The sequence below is a fragment of the Telluria sp. AC161 genome, assembly GCF_979258535.1.
Map to the genome: position 1 here is coordinate 278,434 of NZ_OZ409861.1, position 19,079 is coordinate 297,512.

General features: G+C 63.8%; 16 protein-coding genes and 1 other RNA gene. 8 read left to right on the plus strand and 9 right to left on the minus strand.

Annotation, left to right across the window (positions count from 1 at the left end; genetic code table 11):
• Positions 1 to 38: 38 nt before the first annotated feature.
• Entirely contained in the window at positions 39 to 440 is a 402-nt protein-coding gene (locus ACZ0AJ_RS01275; protein WP_499453431.1) for a hypothetical protein, read from the plus strand.
• A gap of 408 nt (positions 441 to 848) precedes the next feature.
• Here ACZ0AJ_RS01275 and ggt read toward each other — a convergent pair whose 3' ends face one another.
• Both ggt and ACZ0AJ_RS01285 read right to left on the minus strand, forming a co-directional pair.
• Entirely contained in the window at positions 849 to 2,615 is a 1,767-nt protein-coding gene (gene ggt, locus ACZ0AJ_RS01280; protein WP_499453433.1) for a gamma-glutamyltransferase, read from the minus strand.
• Positions 2,616 to 3,044 carry a hypothetical protein gene (locus tag ACZ0AJ_RS01285; protein ID WP_499453435.1) on the minus strand — a complete coding sequence of 143 codons (429 nt, stop codon included), beginning with the start codon at positions 3,042 to 3,044 and terminating at the stop codon, positions 2,616 to 2,618.
• A gap of 177 nt (positions 3,045 to 3,221) precedes the next feature.
• Between ACZ0AJ_RS01285 and pstS the strand changes: the two genes are divergently transcribed.
• From pstS to ACZ0AJ_RS01315, 6 genes are all read left to right on the plus strand, one after another.
• On the plus strand, positions 3,222 to 4,250 hold the full coding sequence (pstS, locus tag ACZ0AJ_RS01290) for a phosphate ABC transporter substrate-binding protein PstS (protein ID WP_183557097.1): 1,029 nt from the start codon (positions 3,222 to 3,224) through the stop codon (positions 4,248 to 4,250).
• Between the two features lie 90 nt (positions 4,251 to 4,340).
• A complete protein-coding gene (locus tag ACZ0AJ_RS01295; RefSeq protein WP_499453438.1) occupies positions 4,341 to 5,003 on the plus strand; it encodes a winged helix-turn-helix transcriptional regulator in 663 nt (220 codons plus the stop codon).
• A 22-nt stretch (positions 5,004 to 5,025) separates the two neighbouring features.
• Complete coding sequence (locus tag ACZ0AJ_RS01300; RefSeq protein WP_499453440.1) at positions 5,026 to 7,719, plus strand: bifunctional diguanylate cyclase/phosphodiesterase; 2,694 nt, start codon at positions 5,026 to 5,028, stop codon at positions 7,717 to 7,719.
• Between the two features lie 107 nt (positions 7,720 to 7,826).
• Positions 7,827 to 8,396, plus strand: coding sequence for a hypothetical protein (locus tag ACZ0AJ_RS01305; RefSeq protein ID WP_499453442.1), 570 nt, complete (start codon positions 7,827 to 7,829; stop codon positions 8,394 to 8,396).
• A gap of 5 nt (positions 8,397 to 8,401) precedes the next feature.
• Positions 8,402 to 9,874 (plus strand): hypothetical protein, encoded by a 1,473-nt coding sequence (locus ACZ0AJ_RS01310; protein ID WP_499453444.1) that lies wholly within the window; start codon positions 8,402 to 8,404, stop codon positions 9,872 to 9,874.
• On the plus strand, positions 9,841 to 10,359 hold the full coding sequence (locus ACZ0AJ_RS01315; RefSeq protein ID WP_499453446.1) for a hypothetical protein: 519 nt from the start codon (positions 9,841 to 9,843) through the stop codon (positions 10,357 to 10,359). Before ACZ0AJ_RS01310 ends, ACZ0AJ_RS01315 begins: the two co-directional genes overlap by 34 nt.
• Positions 10,360 to 10,414: 55 nt before the next feature.
• Here the strand turns inward: ACZ0AJ_RS01315 and yghU are convergent, their stop codons facing one another.
• The 7 genes from yghU to ACZ0AJ_RS01350 all read right to left on the minus strand — a co-directional run bounded on the left by yghU (position 10,415) and on the right by ACZ0AJ_RS01350 (position 18,426).
• A complete protein-coding gene (gene yghU, locus ACZ0AJ_RS01320; protein WP_499453448.1) occupies positions 10,415 to 11,257 on the minus strand; it encodes a glutathione-dependent disulfide-bond oxidoreductase in 843 nt (280 codons plus the stop codon).
• A gap of 284 nt (positions 11,258 to 11,541) precedes the next feature.
• Entirely contained in the window at positions 11,542 to 12,432 is an 891-nt protein-coding gene (rpoH, locus tag ACZ0AJ_RS01325; RefSeq protein ID WP_183557105.1) for an RNA polymerase sigma factor RpoH, read from the minus strand.
• A 587-nt stretch (positions 12,433 to 13,019) separates the two neighbouring features.
• Complete coding sequence (gene ftsX, locus ACZ0AJ_RS01330) at positions 13,020 to 13,940, minus strand: permease-like cell division protein FtsX (RefSeq protein WP_499453450.1); 921 nt, start codon at positions 13,938 to 13,940, stop codon at positions 13,020 to 13,022.
• Complete coding sequence (locus ACZ0AJ_RS01335; RefSeq protein ID WP_183557109.1) at positions 13,937 to 14,608, minus strand: cell division ATP-binding protein FtsE; 672 nt, start codon at positions 14,606 to 14,608, stop codon at positions 13,937 to 13,939. Before ACZ0AJ_RS01335 ends, ftsX begins: the two co-directional genes overlap by 4 nt.
• A gap of 23 nt (positions 14,609 to 14,631) precedes the next feature.
• Positions 14,632 to 15,783, minus strand: coding sequence for a signal recognition particle-docking protein FtsY (gene ftsY, locus ACZ0AJ_RS01340; RefSeq protein WP_499453452.1), 1,152 nt, complete (start codon positions 15,781 to 15,783; stop codon positions 14,632 to 14,634).
• A gap of 99 nt (positions 15,784 to 15,882) precedes the next feature.
• Positions 15,883 to 17,580, minus strand: a complete 1,698-nt coding sequence (locus ACZ0AJ_RS01345; protein ID WP_499453454.1) for a thiamine pyrophosphate-binding protein — start codon at positions 17,578 to 17,580, stop codon at positions 15,883 to 15,885.
• Between the two features lie 114 nt (positions 17,581 to 17,694).
• Positions 17,695 to 18,426, minus strand: coding sequence for a PEP-CTERM sorting domain-containing protein (locus ACZ0AJ_RS01350; protein ID WP_499453456.1), 732 nt, complete (start codon positions 18,424 to 18,426; stop codon positions 17,695 to 17,697).
• Between the two features lie 261 nt (positions 18,427 to 18,687).
• On the opposite strand from ACZ0AJ_RS01350, the gene rnpB reads away from it, so the two are divergent.
• Positions 18,688 to 19,035, plus strand: an RNA gene (rnpB, locus tag ACZ0AJ_RS01355) — RNase P RNA component class A.
• Positions 19,036 to 19,079: the final 44 nt, after the last annotated feature.

Here is a 19,079-nt window from a genome sequence, read left to right on the forward strand (position 1 = left end):
CACGGCCAGTGGGAATGCAGGGAATACCAGGGGATCTTATGAGTGTTGTTGTACGCCAGAATACGCTGATTTCGCAACGTGTGGAGGTCGCATTGGTCTATAGAAGCATGCTCGGGATGGATGAGGCGCTGGCTTACCTGCAACGGGAAAATGTCCCTGAATCGATCGCACTGCGCGTACTGGGAAACGGGCATACACGCAGTCGGGTGGAAACGCCCGCAGGCAGTCCTGTCGCATCCGGCACGCAATTCGAATTTTGCAGACGTCGTAACCAACTGCACGATGCTATCGTTGAAGCGGCGCTGAAAATCGAACAAAAACTCGGCCGAGAATGGGCGCTAGCGCTTCTTCGCAACGAGCAGGTGCCAGACAGTGTTGCCATCCGAATCCTGGCGGTGGGGCCTCGTCAACTACGATGCAAGACCAGGGTCACAACCTGATAAGTCGGCACGTTCTTCATTTTTATTTCAGGACTGTGCTGCTGATCGACGACATGGCACGCGGGCAGCACGGGCAGGGTCAGGCAGCATGGGCAGGGTCACACGGGCAGGGTCAGGTCTGGCATTTGGACACGGCCTCTACATTAGTTCGCCACATCGCTCGCGTCGAATCTCACGGCTGCCGTTCCTCACCATGGCTACTGATGTGATCGTGTCCGAATGTCAGACCTGACCCCGGCTTTCTGACCCGCACGGGCAGGGTCCACGGGCAGCGTCAGGTCTGGCATTCGGACACGGCCTCTACATTAGTTCGTCACATCCCTCGCGTCGAATCTCACGGCTGCCGTTCCGCACCATGGCTACTGATGTGATCGTGTCCGAATGTCAGACCTGACCCCGGCTTTTGCGTTAGTGTCCGCGCCGCTGTACCAGTGCGGTACCTGCTCCATGGCGCTTGCTTTCGGTGACCGCGGTTACGGTGCCATCCGGGTTGAACACCAGCGCATTGGCCGCGCCGATTTCTTCCGGTGGTGATTCCCAGCGCTGGCCGAAGCGGGTCAGCGCCGTTGCCTGCGCGCTGCCTGCAAAGCCAGGCTCGACCGAGGTGGCCGGCGCATTGCGCTGGCTGATGCGCGGTGCGTCGAGTGCCTGGTTCATCGGCATGTTGAAGTCGACGTGGTTGACGATTGTTTGCAGCACGGTCGTGATGATGGTCGCGCCGCCCGGGCTGCCCACCGAAAATGCCGGCTTGCCATCCTTGAGCGCAATCGTCGGCGCCATGCTGGAGCGGGGCCGCTTGCCGGCTTCGGGCACGTTCGGGTGCAGGCCGGCGAAGTCGAAGTCGGTCATCTCGTTATTGAGCAGGAAGCCGTAGCCCGGCACGACGATCCCGCTGCCGCCCCACGATTCGATGGTGAACGTGTACGCGACCACGTTGCCATCTTTGTCCGACACTGTCAGGTGCGTCGTGTGCAGGCTCTCCGGTGGAGGCCGGATGCTGGCGCGCACCGGTGGCAGCAGCGGCACGCTGGGATCATTCTGGAATGCATACGGATTGCCTGCCGCCACCGCCCCCGGCGCGGCCTGCTGCAGCGAGATCAGCGCGCGGCGCGTGGCGGCAAAGTCCTTCGACAGGAAGCCGGCCAGCGGCGCATCGATGTATTCGGGATCGGCCAGATATGCATTGCGGTCGGCGAACGCGAAGCGGCTCGCTTCGATGTACAGGTGCTCGGCCTGCGCGCGCGGCAGGGCTTTCAGGTCGTAGCCTTCGAGGATATTGAGGGCATGCGCGACCGTCGCGCCGCCACTGCTGGGCAGCGGCATGCCATACAGTTCGTAGCCCCGGTAGGTGCTGCGCAGGGCAGGGCGGATGCGCGCCTCATAGTTGGCCAGGTCGGCCAGTGTCATCGTGCCGGCGCGCACGCTGACGCCCTTGGCCACGGGCGGGCGGTTGACGGTGTCGACGATCGCGCGCGCCATCGGGCCTTCGTAGAATGCCTTGACGCCGCCCGAGGCGATGGCGCGGTAGGCCCGCGCCATATCGGGATTGCGCAGCAGCGTGCCGGTAGGGATGGCCTTGCCGTCGTGCAGGTACAGCGCGCTGGTCGGCGTGAACTGGCGAAACTTGGCCAGGTTCTGGTCGACCAGGCCATTGAACGTGGCGTTGACCCGAAAGCCCGTATCGGCCACCGCGATGGCCGGCGCCAGCACCTGCGCGAAGCGCATGCTGCCATAGCGTTCGAGCGCCTCGTGCCAGCCGCGTACCGTGCCCGGCACGCCCACTGCCGCGCCGCTGGCGACAGCGGTGTCGAAGTCGATCGGCTTGCCATCGCGCTCGAACAGCGTGGGGCCGGCCTTGGCTGGCGCCGTCTCGCGGTGGTCGATTGTGATCACCCGTTTGTCTTTGGCCAGGTAGATCACCATGAAGCCGCCGCCGCCGATGCCGCAGCTGAACGGATCCGTCACGCCCAGCGTGGCCGCTGCGGCGACGGCCGCATCGACCGCATTGCCACCGTTGTTCAGGATGGTCAACGCCGCCTGCGATGCCTGCGCGCTGATGGTGGCCACGGCGCCGCCGTGACCCGTCGCAACGGGCGCGCCCGTGGCGGGCGCAATGACAATCGACAGGACCAGGCCACAGGCCAGTGCGGCGATGACCGGCGAGCGGGCCGTCACTTAAGTCCCGTACATATTGAGCACGACCGGATACGACGCCGGCTTCGCCTCGATCATGCCGCGCGCCGGCGGCTCGAACGACCGGTCGAGCTCGACACGCGCGCCGCGCAGCGCGGGCGACGTGAAGCCCGGTTTGCCCGGCACCAGCCAGAATGCCTGCGCCACGTTCTGGATGCGCAGCGTGAAGCGGTAGGCGACACGCCCGGCCACGATGCAGCGTGCATTGTCCGGGCAGCGGGTGTCGTCGGCGCCTTCATACGTCAGGCTCAGGCGCTGTTCGGGCGCCAGCAGCAGGCTCTGGCTCTCGCTGAGATTGTATTGCGCATCCGGCAGGCGCTCGGGCGCGGCGCAGCCGGACAACAGGCCAGCGCCGAGGCAGACGGCGGCGATGCAGAAGACGCGGGCCGGACGGAAGATCGAGGGGCGCATGGTGTCATCCAGTGTTTGGCAGGGAAAACCCATGATAGCAAAAGCGCAAGCGCAGCGGCGCGGCATGATGCGCCCGGGCGTCATGAACACGGCGATTGTGAAGTCATAAACAGGTCATATTCGCAGGCTATTCTTTGTCCCGTAGTGCAAAACATATCCCTCAACTAAGGAATAACAATGTTCAAAAAGATCCTCGCCGGCGCCGCTGCCGCACTCGTGATGACGACCTCGTTTGCCGCCGACATGACCGGTGCAGGCGCTACCTTCCCGTACCCGATCTACGCCAAGTGGGCCGAGGGTTACAAGGCAGCGACCGGCAATGGCCTGAACTACCAGTCGGTGGGTTCGGGCGCCGGTATCAAGCAGATCAAGGCCAAGACCGTCGACTTCGGCGCGTCGGACATGCCACTCAAGGCAGATGAGCTGGACAAGGAAGGCCTGATGCAGTTCCCGGCCATCATGGGCGGCGTGGTTGCCGTGGTCAACGTCGACGGCGTGACCCCAGGCCAGCTGAAGATGACGGGTCCAGTGCTGGCCGACATCTACATGGGCAAGATCACCAAGTGGAACGCTGCGCCGATCGCTGCGCTGAACCCGGGCGTCAAGCTGCCGGACACCGACATCACCGTCGTGCACCGCGCTGACAGTTCGGGCACCTCGTTCCTGTGGACCGACTTCCTGGCAAAAACCAGCCCGGCCTGGAAAGAAAGCATCGGCTCGGGCACCACCGTGAAGTGGGCCGTGGGCGTGGGCGGCAAGGGCAACGAAGGCGTCGCCGCCAACGTGCAGCGTATCAAGGGTTCGATCGGCTACGTCGAGTGGGCTTACGCGAAAAAGAACAAGCTGTCGCACACCCAGCTGCGCAATAAGGAAGGCGTCGACCTGCAGCCAAGCGACGACGTGTTCAAGGCAGCTGCCGCGAACGCCGAGTGGAACAAGACCCCAGGCTTCGGCGTGGTCCTGACCGACGGCGCCGGCAAGCAAAGCTGGCCAGTCACCGGCGTGTCGTACATCCTGATGCACAAGGAACAGGCTGATGCCAACAAGGGCAAGGAAGTCGTCAAGTTCTTCGACTGGGCCTTCAAGAATGGCGCACCTGCAGCGGCTGAACTGGACTACGTCCCGATGCCAGCGAGCGTCGTCAAGCAAGTGCAGGATGCCTGGAAAGCCAACCTGAAAGACGCTTCCGGCAAAGCGATCATGTAATCAGGCAGGTGAAGCAACGATCCGGCAGCGCGACTGCCGGATTTTTTTATCAGCACATCCAACCTCGGCATCTCACAGACTGGGTATCCCATGACAATGGCGAACACGATCGTCCTGGTGATTGACGACAAGCCGGCCATCGCCGAACTGCTCAAATTTTCACTGCACGAGGACGAGTGGGTCTGGCACAACGTGCCGAGCCTGGCGCAAGCCTGGGACTTCATCGGACGCGAACGGCCCGAACTCCTGCTGCAGGAATCGATGCTGCGCAACGAAGGCGGCATGCGCCTGCTGGCCCGCCTGCGCGGTGACCGCCGCCTGCGCGAACAGCCTGTCATCCTGCTGGCGGCCGAATGTGCCGAAGGCGAGCGTCCGTCTGCATTGCCGGCAGCGGTCGCGCATCCCGAATTCATCCCGCAGGCGCCGGTCGGCGAGGCGCGCGAACTGTCGCCCGAATCGCGGGTGCTGCGCTCGGGCCGCCTGGTGCTCGATCCGCTCAGCTGCAGCGTCAGGGTCGGCAACAGCCGGGTCGAAGTACGCCACGCCGAATATCGCCTGCTGCGTTTTTTGCTGTGCCATCCGGGCCAGGTTTTCTCGCGTTCGCAGTTGCTCGAACAACTCTGGGACGCGCACCAGTCGCTCGACCAGCGCACCGTCGACGTCCACGTGCTGCGCCTGCGCAAGGCGCTGGGCCGCGCGAAATCGCTGATCAAGACCGTGCGTGGCGCCGGTTACATGCTGGCGCCGACCTGACAATGCAGTGTTTGCCGGCAGCATGAGCCACCACCCCCGTATCGCCCCTTCCATCACGCCTCACCGCAACAAGCGCTACCTGGTGCTGGTATGGCCGCTGCTTGCCCTGTTGCTCTGCATGGCGCTGTGGGGCGCAACCCTGGTGCGGGTGGACACCGAACAGGAGCGCGTTGCCGGCCAGATCCGCAAGGACGCTGCTGCCTATGCCGAAGCCTACGAGCAGTACATCACGCGCTCGGTCGCGCAGATGGACCAGATCACGATGCAGCTCAAGTTCAGCTGGGAGAACTCGCGCAAGCCGGAACTCCTGGCGGACATGCGGCGCGACGGCATGTTCACCGACAGCGCCTTTCACGTGGTCGCCGTGCTCGACCGGCGCGGGATCGTGCGTTCCAGCACGCGCCCCGGCCTGGTTGGCGCGGATCTGGCGGACGGTCCGTATTTTGCGCGCCACCGCGACAACAATTCGACGGCGCTGCGGCTGGGCACCACGCCGGTGCAGTTCGGCGCGGCCGACGACGTGGTGCTGTTCACGCGTCGGCTTGACGACCGTGAGGACGAGTTCGACGGCGTGATCATGATGGCGGTCGATGCGCGCTACTTCACGTCGTTCGTCAGCCCGGCCACGCTCGGCGCCGGCGGCATCGTCGCGCTGGCCGGCAGCGAAGGGCGCCTGCGCGTCGAACAGCGCAGCGACGGCGCCGCGTTCTTCGACACGGCCACGCTGCCGCGCCGCGGCGCCGCCTGGTCGGGCGAGCAGGGCGTGCGCGAGGTCGATGGGGCGAATGGCTTTGCCGACGGCCAGTCGCGCGTGCTGGGCTGGCGCCAGTCGCCGGTCTATCCGCTGGTCGCACTGGTCGGCCTGCCGCGCGCCGATACGCTGGCCGCAACCAATACCTACTGGACCGACAGCCGCGACCGCGCCATCGCCGCCACGCTGTGCCTGATGCTGCTGGGCGCCGTCGGCGCCGTGCTGGCGCAGCGCGCGCTGCAGCGCGGCACCGAACAGGACGATGTACGGCGCGCCTACCGCACCGCCACCGAAAGCGGCAACGACGGCTTCTACATGGCCGCCGCCGTGCGCGGGCGCGGCGGGCAGATCGTCGACTTTCGCATCGTCGATTGCAACGAGCGGGGCGCCTTCTTCTATGGCATGACGCGCGACGATCTGGTCGGCGCGAGTCTGGCCGAGATCGACGCCGGCCTGTTCGGCGAAGACTTGCTGGCCACCTACCGCAAGGCAATGGAGACGGGCTTCCATGAGGACGACCGCATGATGCCGAGCGACAATCGCCTGAACATCAGCTGGGGCCGGCGTCGCCTGGTGCGGGTCGGTCACGGCCTGGCCGTCACGCTGCAGGACATCAGCGAACGCAAGGCCCACGAGTCGCAGCTCGAGCGCCTGGCCAACGTCGATTCGCTGACCGGCCTGGCCACCCGCCACGCGTTGTTGGAACGCATGCCAGCGATGCTGGCGCAGGCGCACACCGCCGACATGGGGGCGGCGCTGCTGTTCATCGACCTGGACGAATTCAAGCACATCAACGATTCGCACGGCCACGCCACCGGCGACGGGGTGCTCAAGTGCGCGGCGCAGCGCCTGCTGTCGCTGCTGCGGCCGTCGGACCAGGTGGCGCGCTTCGGCGGCGACGAATTCGTCGTCCTGCTCACGCCCTGCGATGGCGAGCGCCAGGCGGCATCGGTCGCGGCGCGCATCGTCGAGGCGTTCGGGGTGCCGTTCCTGCTGGGCGACGAGCTGCACGCGGTGGGCGCGTCGATCGGCATCAGCATGTACCCGCGCGACGGCGCCGATGCCGAGACGCTGGTGCGCCACAGCGATATCGCCATGTATGTCGGCAAGAACGACGGCAAGGGCCAGTACCGCTTCTTCGATCCATCGCTGTCGACGACGCTCAATTCGCGCGCGCGCCTCAAGCAGCACATCCTGGAAGCGCTCGAGGGCGACCAGTTCGTGCTGCACTACCAGCCGCGCGTCGATGCCCGCAGCGGCGAGTTGCTCAGCATGGAAGCGCTGGTGCGCTGGCGCCATCCGACGCTGGGCATCGTGGCACCGGGCGACTTCATTCCGCTGGCCGAATCGACTGGCCTCATCGTGCGCATCGGCGAGGCCGTGATCGACAAGGCGTGCGCGCAACTGGCCGCGTGGCGCGAGGCCGGCGTGGCGCTGGTGCCCGTCTCGATCAACGTCTCGCCCAAGCAGTTTTTGCGCGGCGGCGTGCAACGGCAGTTGCGCGCCGCCATGGCGCGCCACTGCGTGCCGGCCAGCCTGATCGAGGTGGAAATCACCGAGTCGGCGATGATGGGCGACCAGGACGACATCCTGGCCGAACTGGCGGCGCTGCGCGCGCTGGGCGTGAAGCTGCACGTGGACGACTTCGGCACGGGCTACTCGTCGCTGTCGCAATTGCAGCGCCTGAAGATGGACGTGCTGAAGGTCGACCGCGCGTTCACCAACGAGCTGGCCAGATCGAAAGAGGGCAAGGTGTTCTTCCAGGCGATCGTGTCGATGGCGCACGCGCTGGGCATGTCGGTCGTGGCCGAGGGCGTGGAAACCGCCGAGCAGCTGGCCATCCTGCGCGGCCTGGAATGCAATGAAGTGCAGGGTTACTTCATCGCGCGCCCGATGCCGGCGCACGAGATGGCGGTGTTGATGACGCAGCGCTATTTACTTGAGATAGCAGCGGCGGCGTCGTGAGCGAGGGGGCAGGGAAGTTCCGTGCTGACGATTGAGCGGCATTGGTCCGGTGATGCAGGCGCGGCATAGAGTAACTGCACCGGACATGCCCGGTGTGAAAGGATCCCATGCCGAACCTTCAGGATGTTGCTGACCAAATCAACGCGCGCCTCGACCAGATCTCGACCAACACCGCGAGCACGGCGGGCAATACGGCCGATATCCGCAACGAACTGGTGCAGACCAACAGCCGCCTGCAGCAGATCGACGCCACGCTGGTGAACGGTTTCGCCAATTTGTCACAGGGTTTGTTCGCGCTGATCCAGGTACAGATCATCGCTGCCGGCCTGCTCGACCACAACCGCAAGCAGAACGACACCATCATCTGCGAGCTGGCCAACAGCAACACGCTGCTGTGCAGCATCCTGCGCAAGCTGGCCCGGCAAGTACGCAGCAGTGAGGCGTCACAGGTGTCGCTGGCGCGCATCGAGGGCATCAATGAGCGCGTCCATGCGCCCGAAGCCGGCGACGTCGACCGTCAGCGCGAACTGCTCGAACAGGTGCAGGCCTGCTGCCCGCCCGAATCCCCGCCGCAAGAGCCGTGCCCCGACATGTGCCCGCCACCGGTGTACCGCGACCGCCAGCCAACGGGCCAGGACTGGAAGCCGCTGCCGCCGCCGCAACGGCCGATCGGGTAGCTGCCATGGCCACGTTCATCCTGCAGGATGCGACCGGCATCGGGTCGGACGACCTCGACCCGGCGCAGGGCTTCATCGACATGTCGATCATCGCCAACGATACCGGTCTCGGCATGGCCGATCCGGCGGCCGGCAAGCAACGCATGACCTACACCCGCACCGGTAACAGCCCGCCCCAGCTGCGTCTCGATGCCATGATCAACACGGCGTTCTCGCCAAATTACGGCAGCGGCGCGAACAACGTCGACACGATCGTCCTCGCCGGCCTGAAAACACTGGTGCTCGACGACGGCTCGTCGATGGCCAACAACGGCACTGCGTTGCCGCCCAGGTCGAGCGGCCTGCCCGGCGCCAGCCTCAACCCCACCGAGCAGTGCCTCGTCATTTACGATACACAGCTGACTATCTGCGTGGCCAGCGCCGGCTCGGGCGGCTCGCTTGATTTGTCAATATCCCCGCCGGTAGCGCTGTATCACGAGTTCTCCCATGCCTTTCGGATCGTCAACAACACGCTGCAGGCCGTGACTGGCATCTGCGACCCGTCGGCGCCCGAAGAACGCGCTGCCATCATTGACGAGAATGACCTGCGTACTGACCTGGCCAGCCGGCAGGGCGCAGCCGCCACGCTGCGCGACCCCGGCAATCACTGCGGCAGGATCGATTCGGACTGCGAAAGCTGCTGCATCATCGCCACGCTGGTGTCCAGGTCGCCCGGGTCGCGGCAGGTGCAGATGCTGCGCTGCGCGCGCGACCACTTCGTGCGCGGGACCGAGGTCGGGCATGCGTTCTTCGATCAATTTTTCCACGACTATTACGCGTTTTCACCACAGGCCTGCACGCTCATGGCCGGCGACCAGTCGCTGCGACGTCAGTTGCTCGAAGGCTTCGTCGAACCCTTGCTCGACTTCTGGAACGTCATGGTCGAGCGGGGCCGTCGCGTGATGAGCAGCACGCAATTGGGCGCTGCATTCATCGCGCTGCACCCCGATCGCCTTCACGCCGAGCTGCGCCACGCTGCTTTGCTTCGTACCAGTGCCTATTGGGAATGCGGGGCCGGGCAGTCCGCCGAGGCGCCGGCGCGGTTGATGGCGTTGCTGCGCGAACGTGCCTGGTCCAGCCCCTACATGCAATGGGCACTGGTCGCGCCGGTCAGGCTGATGCACGCGCTGCTGACCCGGTATCTGGCCGGCGCCGATGCCCAGTCGATCGGCCGCGCGTTCAGCGAGGCGCTCGATGCTTGGGCGCCCGAGGTGCCGATCAGCCCATTGTGGGCCGCGCTGCCAGCCGCGCAGGTGCGCAGCGAGTTGGCATTCTGCGAGCGCGCACTGCTGCAGACAACGACGAGTAAAGCCCGCTTCCGGCAACGATTGGGCGAGCGGTTTCCCGATATCACGGCCGTCGCTAGCGTGCTGGGCCGACTGCAGACACTGGACCAGGGGGCTACATGGCAAGCGACGACAGCAAACCCGACGACCTGACCGCAGCCATCCGGTCGGTGGCGCCGGTGGATACACGCCTCGAGGTCGTCGTGCGGTTGCAGAACAAGGCAACACGGGCGCTGCATTATGTGGCCGACGTGCGCGCAACACGCTACGACCCGGCCACGCGCACCCTGACGTTGTCGCTGTCCGATGAAGGCCGGGAAGTCATTCTTGGTCTGGCGGGCAAGTTGCCCCGGTTCCGGCATGTCGATCCGGGCAGCCAGGCCGAGATCCACCTGAGCGTGCCCGACAAGATCGTCAAGCTGTCGCGCTCTGCCGGATCTGACGAGCTGGCGTTCGAAACGCAACAATTGTCTGAGGTCCGTGAAGTCGTGGTCGAAGTGGCATGGGCCGACGTGCCGTATTACCATGACACACGTGCCAGCGCGCTGCAAGATGCGCGCCTGCCGGCTGCCCGGTGGGAGCAACACAAGGCACGTGCGACGCAGCGTCAGGACACGCAGCGCGCGCCCGGATCATGAGGCAAGGCGCGCACGGTGACTGGGCATGCAGCGGAGCATGCCCAGGGAAGGGCGATCAGTCGAGGTCGGCAGCGCTGTGGCGTTCGAGCACCTGGTCTTCCGCCGGTCCGAACGAGCGGTTGACCTTGCGTCCGCGTATCACGGCGGGCCGCGCCGCGATCGCATCGGCCCAGCGCTTGACGTGCTTGTATTCGTGCACTGACAAGAACGTGGCCGCGTCATACAGCTGACCGAGCACCATGCCGCCATACCAGGGCCAGATGGCCATGTCGGCGATCGTGTACTCGTCGCCGGCCATGTAGCGGTTGTCGGCCAGATGGCGATCCAGCACGTCGAGCTGGCGCTTGGTTTCCATCGCGTAGCGGTCGATCGGGTATTGCAGCTTTTCCGGCGCATACGCGTAGAAGTGGCCGAAGCCGCCGCCCATGAATGGCGCCGAACCCATCTGCCAGAACAGCCAGTTCATCGTTTCGGTGCGCGCCACGCCATCTTGCGGCAGAAACGCATCGAACTTTTCGGCCAGGTACACCAGGATCGCACCCGATTCGAACACGCGCACGGGCTCAGCGCCACTGCGGTCGACCAGGGCAGGGATCTTCGAATTCGGGTTGGCATCGACGAAGCCGCTCGAGAACTGCATGCCTTCGTTAATACGGATCAGCCAGGCATCGTACTCGGCGCCCGCATGGCCGGCGGCCAGCAGTTCTTCGAGCATGATCGAGACCTTCACGCCATTGGGCGTGGCCAGCGAATACAGTTGCAGCGGATGCTCGCCTACCGGCAGCGCCTGGTCGTGCGTCGGTCCGGCGACCGGGCGATTGATATTGGCAAAGGCGCCGCCCGGGGTGGCGGGCGGGGTCCAGACAGTTGGTGGAACATACGGCGTTGAATCAGGCATGGCGTTTCCTTGAGCTGACGTGTCAGAAGAACCATTCTAGCCAATGGACGACAAACGTGTTGGCTGCGGCTTCACGCGTTCAAGTTACCCCGGTTTCGTGGCGGCCACGTGTTGTTGAACGCGTGGACGGGGAACCCGTCCACCCTACAAAAATACCGTAGGGTGGGCGGCTATGCTGCCCACGCGTTCAACGGAACAAAAATCCGCCAAGGCCGGGTCGAAAAGCGCAAAGCCGGATAAGAAAAAACCCCGCCGAAGCGGGGTTTGGGAGATAGCAGAGCGGCTCAGACAAACGCCGTCAGCGCACCCTTCATCTTTTTGAGTGCCGCCGACTCGATCTGGCGAATCCGCTCGGCTGACACGCTGAATTCTTCCGCCAGCGTGTGCAGTGTGGCACCCGAACCGTCGTCGTTGGCCAGCCAGCGCGCTTCGATGATGCGGCGCGAACGTGGATCCAGCTTGCCAAGCGCCGATTCCAGGCCTTCGGACTGCAGGCGCGTGACTTGCTGCGCTTCGAGCACCTTGGTCGGCTCTTGCTGCTCCGACGACAGGTAGGCGATCGGCGAAAACTTGTCGTCTTCGTCGTCGGTTGGCGACTCGAGCGCGATATCGCGGCCCGACAGACGGGTTTCCATCTCGATCACTTCTTCACGCTTGACGCCAAGCAGCTTGGCCAGATCATCGACCTGACCCGGCGACATCGCGTCCAGGCCCACCTTGTTGCTGCGCAGGTTGAAGAACAGCTTGCGCTGCGCCTTGGTCGTCGCAACCTTTACCAAGCGCCAGTTCTTGAGAATGTACTCATGCATCTCGGCCTTGATCCAGTGCATCGCGTACGACACCAGGCGCACGCCCTGGTTCGGGTCGAAACGCTTGACTGCCTTCATCAGGCCGATATTGCCTTCCTGGATCAGGTCGGCGTGTGGCAGGCCGTAGCCCAGATAGCCACGCGCGATCGACACCACCAGGCGCAGGTGCGACAGCACCATCTTTTGCGCTGCGTCGAGATCGTTATCGTCGCGCAGCCGCTTTGCCAGCGACATCTCTTCTTCGTGCGTCAGCATCGGCAGGCGGTTCACTGCCGAGATATACGCATCGATATTGCCGAGATTGCCGGTGAAACCTAGTCCCAGAGCACGATTGCCGGTCGGGACCAATGCGGATTGTGCGGACATGTTTATTTCCCTTTTAATAATCTTGCTGCACCCTGACGGGCCTCGGCCTCATGCCGGTGACACCATCCTGAAGCGAACATCGCTTCGTCATGCGGATACTTTTGCTTGAAATTTGATTGCCTTGGACCATATATTAGCACTCCCCCAAAGAGAGTGCCAGAACGTGGCCAGAACTTAAGACTGTCCAAAGTATTGCCCATAGGAATTAAATCCGCAAGCAAACTTACTGTAGAACAGCACTTGAATATTCGTTTGATTCAGCTCAGAACCGAGCCGATAAACACTGGAAATCGCGTACAGGTTCAGAGTAAGGCGCGACAGACAAGCTCTCTGTTGAATGGCGCACGTACGACTGGGACGGCCTGTAGGAGTTCTACGCAAGACAGCGTAGGGAAGTACGACGTGACCGTAGGAGTATGGGCGCACTGCGGCGCATTCCGACGGCCAGGTAATTGGGGAGGCAGCGCAACGGCCGCCTCGCCCTGCTCTGGAAGTGGTGCCACTTCCGGCGTTTTCAACACCCTGAATCAATCTTTTTTATTCAGCAATATTGTAGGAGTGCCGCTGCCGTCACCCCTGTAGCGCTGTCAGCGCCCCCGCGCCAGGTGACGCCGTACCGACAGCATGGCGCCGATCAGGCCCAGGCCGGCACTCACTGCCAGCAAGCCGGCAATTTCCAGCCCGCCCAGCGTCATCAGCTGGAATTGTGAGCCGTACAGCCGCGCAAATTCGGCAATGGCGCCATTCAGCGGGTGCAAGGCCAGCGCCACCACGCCCAGGGCCACGCCGCCGGCGCACAGGCCGAGCAGGGCGCCCGTATAGAAGAACGGGCGGTGGATGAAGTCATTGGTCGCGCCCAGCAGTTGCGAAACGGAGATTTCTTCTTTCTGCGTCAGCACCTGCAGGCGAATGGTATTGAACACCACCGCGATGACGACGATGCCGAGTGTACCGGCCAGCAGCAGCAGGGCCAGGCGCAGGATGCCCAGCAGCGCGGCCAGGCGCTTGACCCAGGCCGAGTCGACCTGCACCGTCTCGACGCCGGGCAGGGCGCGCAGGCGCTCGGTGATGGCGTCGACCTGCGCCGCGGCGCCGGCGCTGGCAAAGCCGCCCAGCTTCATCACGTAACTGTCCGGCAGCGGGTTCTCGCCGAGCGTTTCCAGCACGCCGCCCAGGCTGCTGCGGGCCTTGAGCGATTCCAGCGCTTCTTCGCGCGGCACGAACATGACTTCGCCCTTGCCCTGTGCGACGATCTGGCGAATCTGCGGCAGCAAGGCCTGTGCATCGGGCCGACTGACATCCTCGCGCATGAACAGACTGATCTCGGGGTCGACCGATAACTGCTCGGACAGCGGCCGTACATTGTCGAGCAGAGTCAGGCCGGCGAACGGCAGCGTGAGCGCCAGCGCGACGACGAGCACGTTGAACAGGAAGCTGCCGGGCGACTTGCGCACGGTCGACAGCGCGGCCACCAGGGCGAAACGGTGCTGGCGCAACCACGGGCTCATGCTGCACCTCCGACCAGTTGGCCATTTTCCAGGCGGATGACGCGCTCGGCGCGCTCCAGCACGTAATCGTCGTGGGTCGAGATCACGCACGTGACGCCCACCGCATGGAACGAGCGCAGCGCATCGAGCACCTTGTCGGCCGCGACGCGGTCGAGGTTGGCGGTGGGTTCGTCGGCCAGGATGATCTGCGGGCGGTTGACGATCGCACGGGCCACGGCCACGCGCTGCTGCTCGCCGCCGGACAGTTCGAGCGGCATCGCGCGGGCGCGGTCGAGCAGGCCGACCTTGTCGAGCGCCGCGCGGGCGCGCTGCTCGGCTTCGGCCGTGCGCGCACCGGTCACCAGCATCGGCAGCATCGTATTGGCCAGGATATTGCGGTCGTTGAGCAGGCGCTGTTGCTGGAAGATGATGCCGATATTGCGGCGCAGGAAAGGAATCCCGGCCGGCTTGATGCGCCCGACGTCATGCCCGCTGACGATCACCTTGCCGCTGGTGGGCCGCTCGACGCCGGCGACCATTTTCATGAGGGTCGACTTGCCCGCGCCCGATGGGCCCGCCAGATAGACCAGCTCGCCCTTGCCGATGGCGAGCGTGACGTCGTGCAGCGCGTAGCTGCCCTGCGCGTCGCCGTGGGTGTACTGCTTCGATACTGACTGGAATGCAATCATGGTGTCCTTGTTCGATCAGCCGCTCAGCCGAGCAGCGCGTCGACGAATTCTTCGGCATTGAATGGCTGCAGGTCTTCCAGCTTTTCGCCCACGCCGATGAAGTACACGGGAATCGGGCGGTTCTGCGCGATCGCGGCCAGCACGCCACCCTTGGCGGTGCCGTCGAGCTTGGTGACGACCAGGCCCGTCAGCCCCAGCGCATCGTCAAACGCCTTGACCTGCGCCAGCGCGTTCTGGCCCGTGTTGCCGTCGATGACGAGCAGGATTTCATGGGGTGCACCCGCCATGCCCTTGCCGATCACGCGCTTGATCTTTTTCAGCTCTTCCATCAGGTGCAGTTGGGTTGGCAGGCGGCCGGCCGTGTCGATCATGACGACATCGGTGCCACGCGCCTTGCCCGACTGGACCGCATCAAAGGCGACAGCGGCCGGATCGCCCGACTGCTGCGAAATCACGGTCACGTTGTTGCGCTGGCCCCAGACCATCAATTGCTCGCGCGCGGCGGCGCGGAACGTGTCGCCCGCAGCCAGCAGCACCGACTGGTCGAAGCTTTGCATGTGCTTGGCCAGCTTGCCGATGGTGGTGGTCTTGCCGGCGCCGTTCACGCCCGCGATCATCATCACCAACGGGTCATGGCGGCCCAGTTCGAGCGGCTTTTGCAATGGCAGCAGCATCTCGATCATCAGGCTCTTGAGCGCCGTCTTGACGGCGGGCGCGTCGAGCAGCTTGTCTTCCTTGACCTTGCGGCGCAGTTCGGTGAGCAGGTGTTCGGTGGCGCCGATGCCGGCGTCGGACATCAGCAGCGCCGCTTCGAGTTCGTCGTACAGGTCTTCGTCGATGCGCGCACCGACGAACAGCAGCGACAGATTGCTCGAGGTCTTGGACAGGCCGGCCTTAAGGCGCGCCATCCACGATTGCTTCTTTTCCAGCTCGGTGGTGGGGCGCTCGGCGGTTTCCGGGAACAGGTTGCTACCTTCGTGCAGCACGCTGACCTCGGTCTTGAGGTCAGGCTTGACCTCGGGCTTGACGTCCTTTTTGATATCGGGCTTGGCCACGACAGGCGCCGGGGGCGCCGGCCTGGCGGCAGGCGCCGCGCGCGTCGCGGGTGCAGCAGGTACAACAGGTTCCGGCGCCGGGGTATCGGGCGCTTTCTTTCTTTTGAAGAAGCTGAACATAGTGTCTGGTGGGGGACTTCGTGCGAACGCCGGCGGGGCCGGCGATGAAAAAACGTGCGAATATTTTACCAGAGCAGCAATACGTTCCCGCTTTGCGCGCTAGCGTGCTCCTTTTGCGGCCTCGGCCTGTGCACGCATCATCTCGAGCGTGGCGTTTGGCGTGATCAGATTGCCGTCGTAGCGCAGCTCGATCACGGCCGGCAGCTGTTCCTGCGCCGTGTAGGCCAGCGCGCGCGCCAGGGCCGGTGCAAAGTCGGCGGTCTGGTCGACCACTTCACCATGGCCGCCATAGGCACGCGCCAGCGCCGCGAAATCCGGATTGTGCAGGTTCGTGCCCGACACGCGGCCCGGATAGGTGCGCTCCTGGTGCATGCGGATCGTGCCGAACATATTGTTGTTGAAGACCAGGATCACGACGCCGGCACCGTACTGCACGGCGGTGGCCAGTTCCTGGCCGGTCATCATGAATTCGCCGTCGCCGGCAAAGGTCACCACGGCGCGCTCGGGATGCACGATCTTGGCCGCGACGCCGCTTGGCACCGCATACCCCATCGCGCCATTGGTCGGGGCCAGCTGCGTGCGCATGCCGCCGTACCGATAGAAGCGGTGCGCCCACGACGCGTAGTTGCCGGCGCCGTTGGTGATGATCGCGTCCGCCGGCAGGGCGCTTTGCAGATCCTGCACAACTTGCCACAGGTCGAGCGGGACGCCTTCGCGCAGCAGGGCAGGTTGCGCCTGCCACGCGACCAGCTCGCCCCTGGCCTGCGTCACATTGGCCTGCCAGGTTGCGTCGACCGGTTCCATCGCGGCGAGCATGGCGCAGGCCTGCGGCATGCCGGCCGCGATCATCAGTTCGCCCTGGTAGACGCTGCCCAGTTCTTCGGGATCGGGATGGATGTGCACCAGGCGCTGGGCCGGCACGGGCGCGTCCAGCAAGGTGTAGCCGCCGGTCGTCATTTCACCCAGGCGCGGGCCGATGGCGATGACCAGGTCGGCGTCTTTCACGCGCGCGGCCAGCTTCGGATTGATGCCGATGCCCACGTCGCCGATGTAGTTCGGGTGCGCGTTGTCGAGCAGGTCCTGGAAGCGGAACGTGCAGCCCACCGGCAGGTGATTGCGCTCGGCGAACTGCGCCAGGTCGGCGCAGGCTTGCGCGGTCCAGGTGCCGCCGCCCAGCAGGACGACCGGACGCTTGGCCTCAGCCAGCATCGTGCGCAGTTGCGCGATCTGGTCGCTTGATGGCGCGCCGTGCGCTGGCGTATAGGCGCGCGTGTCGGCAACTTCCGCCAGCGAGACCAGCATGTCTTCGGGCAGCGCCAGCACCACCGGACCCGGGCGGCCGCTGGTGGCGACCTGGAATGCGCGCGCCAGGTATTCGGGGATGCGGTCGGCGCGGTCGATCTGGGCGACCCACTTGGCCATCTGCCCATACATGCGGCGGTAGTCGATTTCCTGGAACGCTTCGCGGTCGACGAAGTCGTTACCGACCTGGCCGATGAACAGGATCATCGGCGTGGAATCCTGGTACGCCGTGTGCACGCCGATCGATGCATTGGTGGCGCCCGGCCCGCGCGTGACGAAGCAAATGCCCGGCTTGCCGGTGAGCTTGCCGTAAGCCTCGGCCATGAACGCCGCGCCCCCTTCCTGGCGATTGATCACGAAGCGGATGTTCGAATCGTGCAGCGCGTCGAGCACGTCCAGGTAGCTTTCACCCGGGACACCGAAGGCGGTATCGACGCCGTGAATGGAAAGGGCATCGACCAGGATCTGGCCGCCGGTGCGGGAAGGGTGCGTCATGGTGGGGATCGTCCTTGAAGTAGCTTTCAAGGCATTTTATGTGACCAGTACGAGCACGGCTTTTGAAATGGCGACATGAAATTTCATAAACAGCGGTACTGGTACGGTGATCCATCATCGCAGCGTGACCTGGCGATGTCGATCCGAACATCGATGCGGGCAATAGGCTGCGGTTTGACCAGCTTGATACCGTTTCGCTGAACGCCTCGAATGTCGTGACGCGAGACCAAGAAAACCCAAGCCAATCAACGCCAGCGTGCCCGGCTCTGGTAGCTGGTAGCCAGGTATGTCCGCCCCTAATGCCCACTGGTTGGCAGGCGGCGTCAAATTGCCGAAGTAGATGGTATCGATCGCTGCAGTGGGATCAAATGTGAAGCTGCCGAGCACCATGCCAATATCCTGGATTCGTGCGCCGCGGAAAAGGCAGAACTGTCCAGGCAGAGTTTCACAGAAGCCTGTCCCCGTATTACCAAGGAACTGTGCTCCATGAGTGTCGTTCTGGATTGACGAGTAGTAAACCAGGAAGTCCCCATCGCCGTAGTGATTGCCGAGGGGCTGACGTGTCGAATAGTTGAACGATACGCCGTCAGCGAAGCCGCCTGCCACGGAAATTTTTGTCACTCCCGTAAGATAAGTAAGACCATGTTCGACTTTGATGATACCGCCCTCGAAAGTAACGCCGTAGTCGCCACCACGATTGCCAAAGCTGTCCGTGCCGCCGTTGTAAAAGTTTTCAATCAAGGCGCCGTTTTGTGAACCTTCGAAGTTCAGGATTGGAATGGCGGATGCTGTGCTGCTAAAAGCAATCAAAACTGCAGTCACCATGCTCGATATGTTGAATTTCACGATAATTTCCTAAGATTTGAATGACACGAGGCCATTAGCAATATCCGCACCATGAAGCAATGTGCTTTTCATTCAATGGCTTGGGAAAATTATTCTTGAACATTTTAAAAAAGTGTAATAAATGCCGACATGCAAATAGGGTGAATATGGGAGAAGGTGGTGAAACGACAGCGATCCAGGCTTCGTACTGACATGGTAGGGTACCCAGGCTTGCCAGAGCCCGCGAAATCCCCGTCAGATATCGGGTACAATACGCCCCGTGAAGCAGGCCAGGCAGTCGCTGGTCCACGCCGCAAGGTCGTGGACGGGAGGAAGGTCCGGACTCCATAGAGCAGGGTGACGGTTAACGGCCGTCCGCCGAAATCCGCTGGCGCAAGCCAGTGGTACAAGGCGAGGAATAGGGCCACAGAGACGAGCGTATTTAGTTACGGTGAAACGCGGTAACCTCCACTCGGAGCAATTCCAAATAGGCACGCGTTGATGTTGCTCGCGGAGCGTGCGGGTAGGAAGCTTGAGCGCTGGAGTAATTCAGCGCCTAGAGGAATGATTGTCCAAGTGTCGCCGCAAGGTGGCATTACACAGAATCCGGCCTATCGGCCTGCTTTACACATAATTCATGACGCGCACCGCTCGGTGCGCGTTTTCCCCGGTCG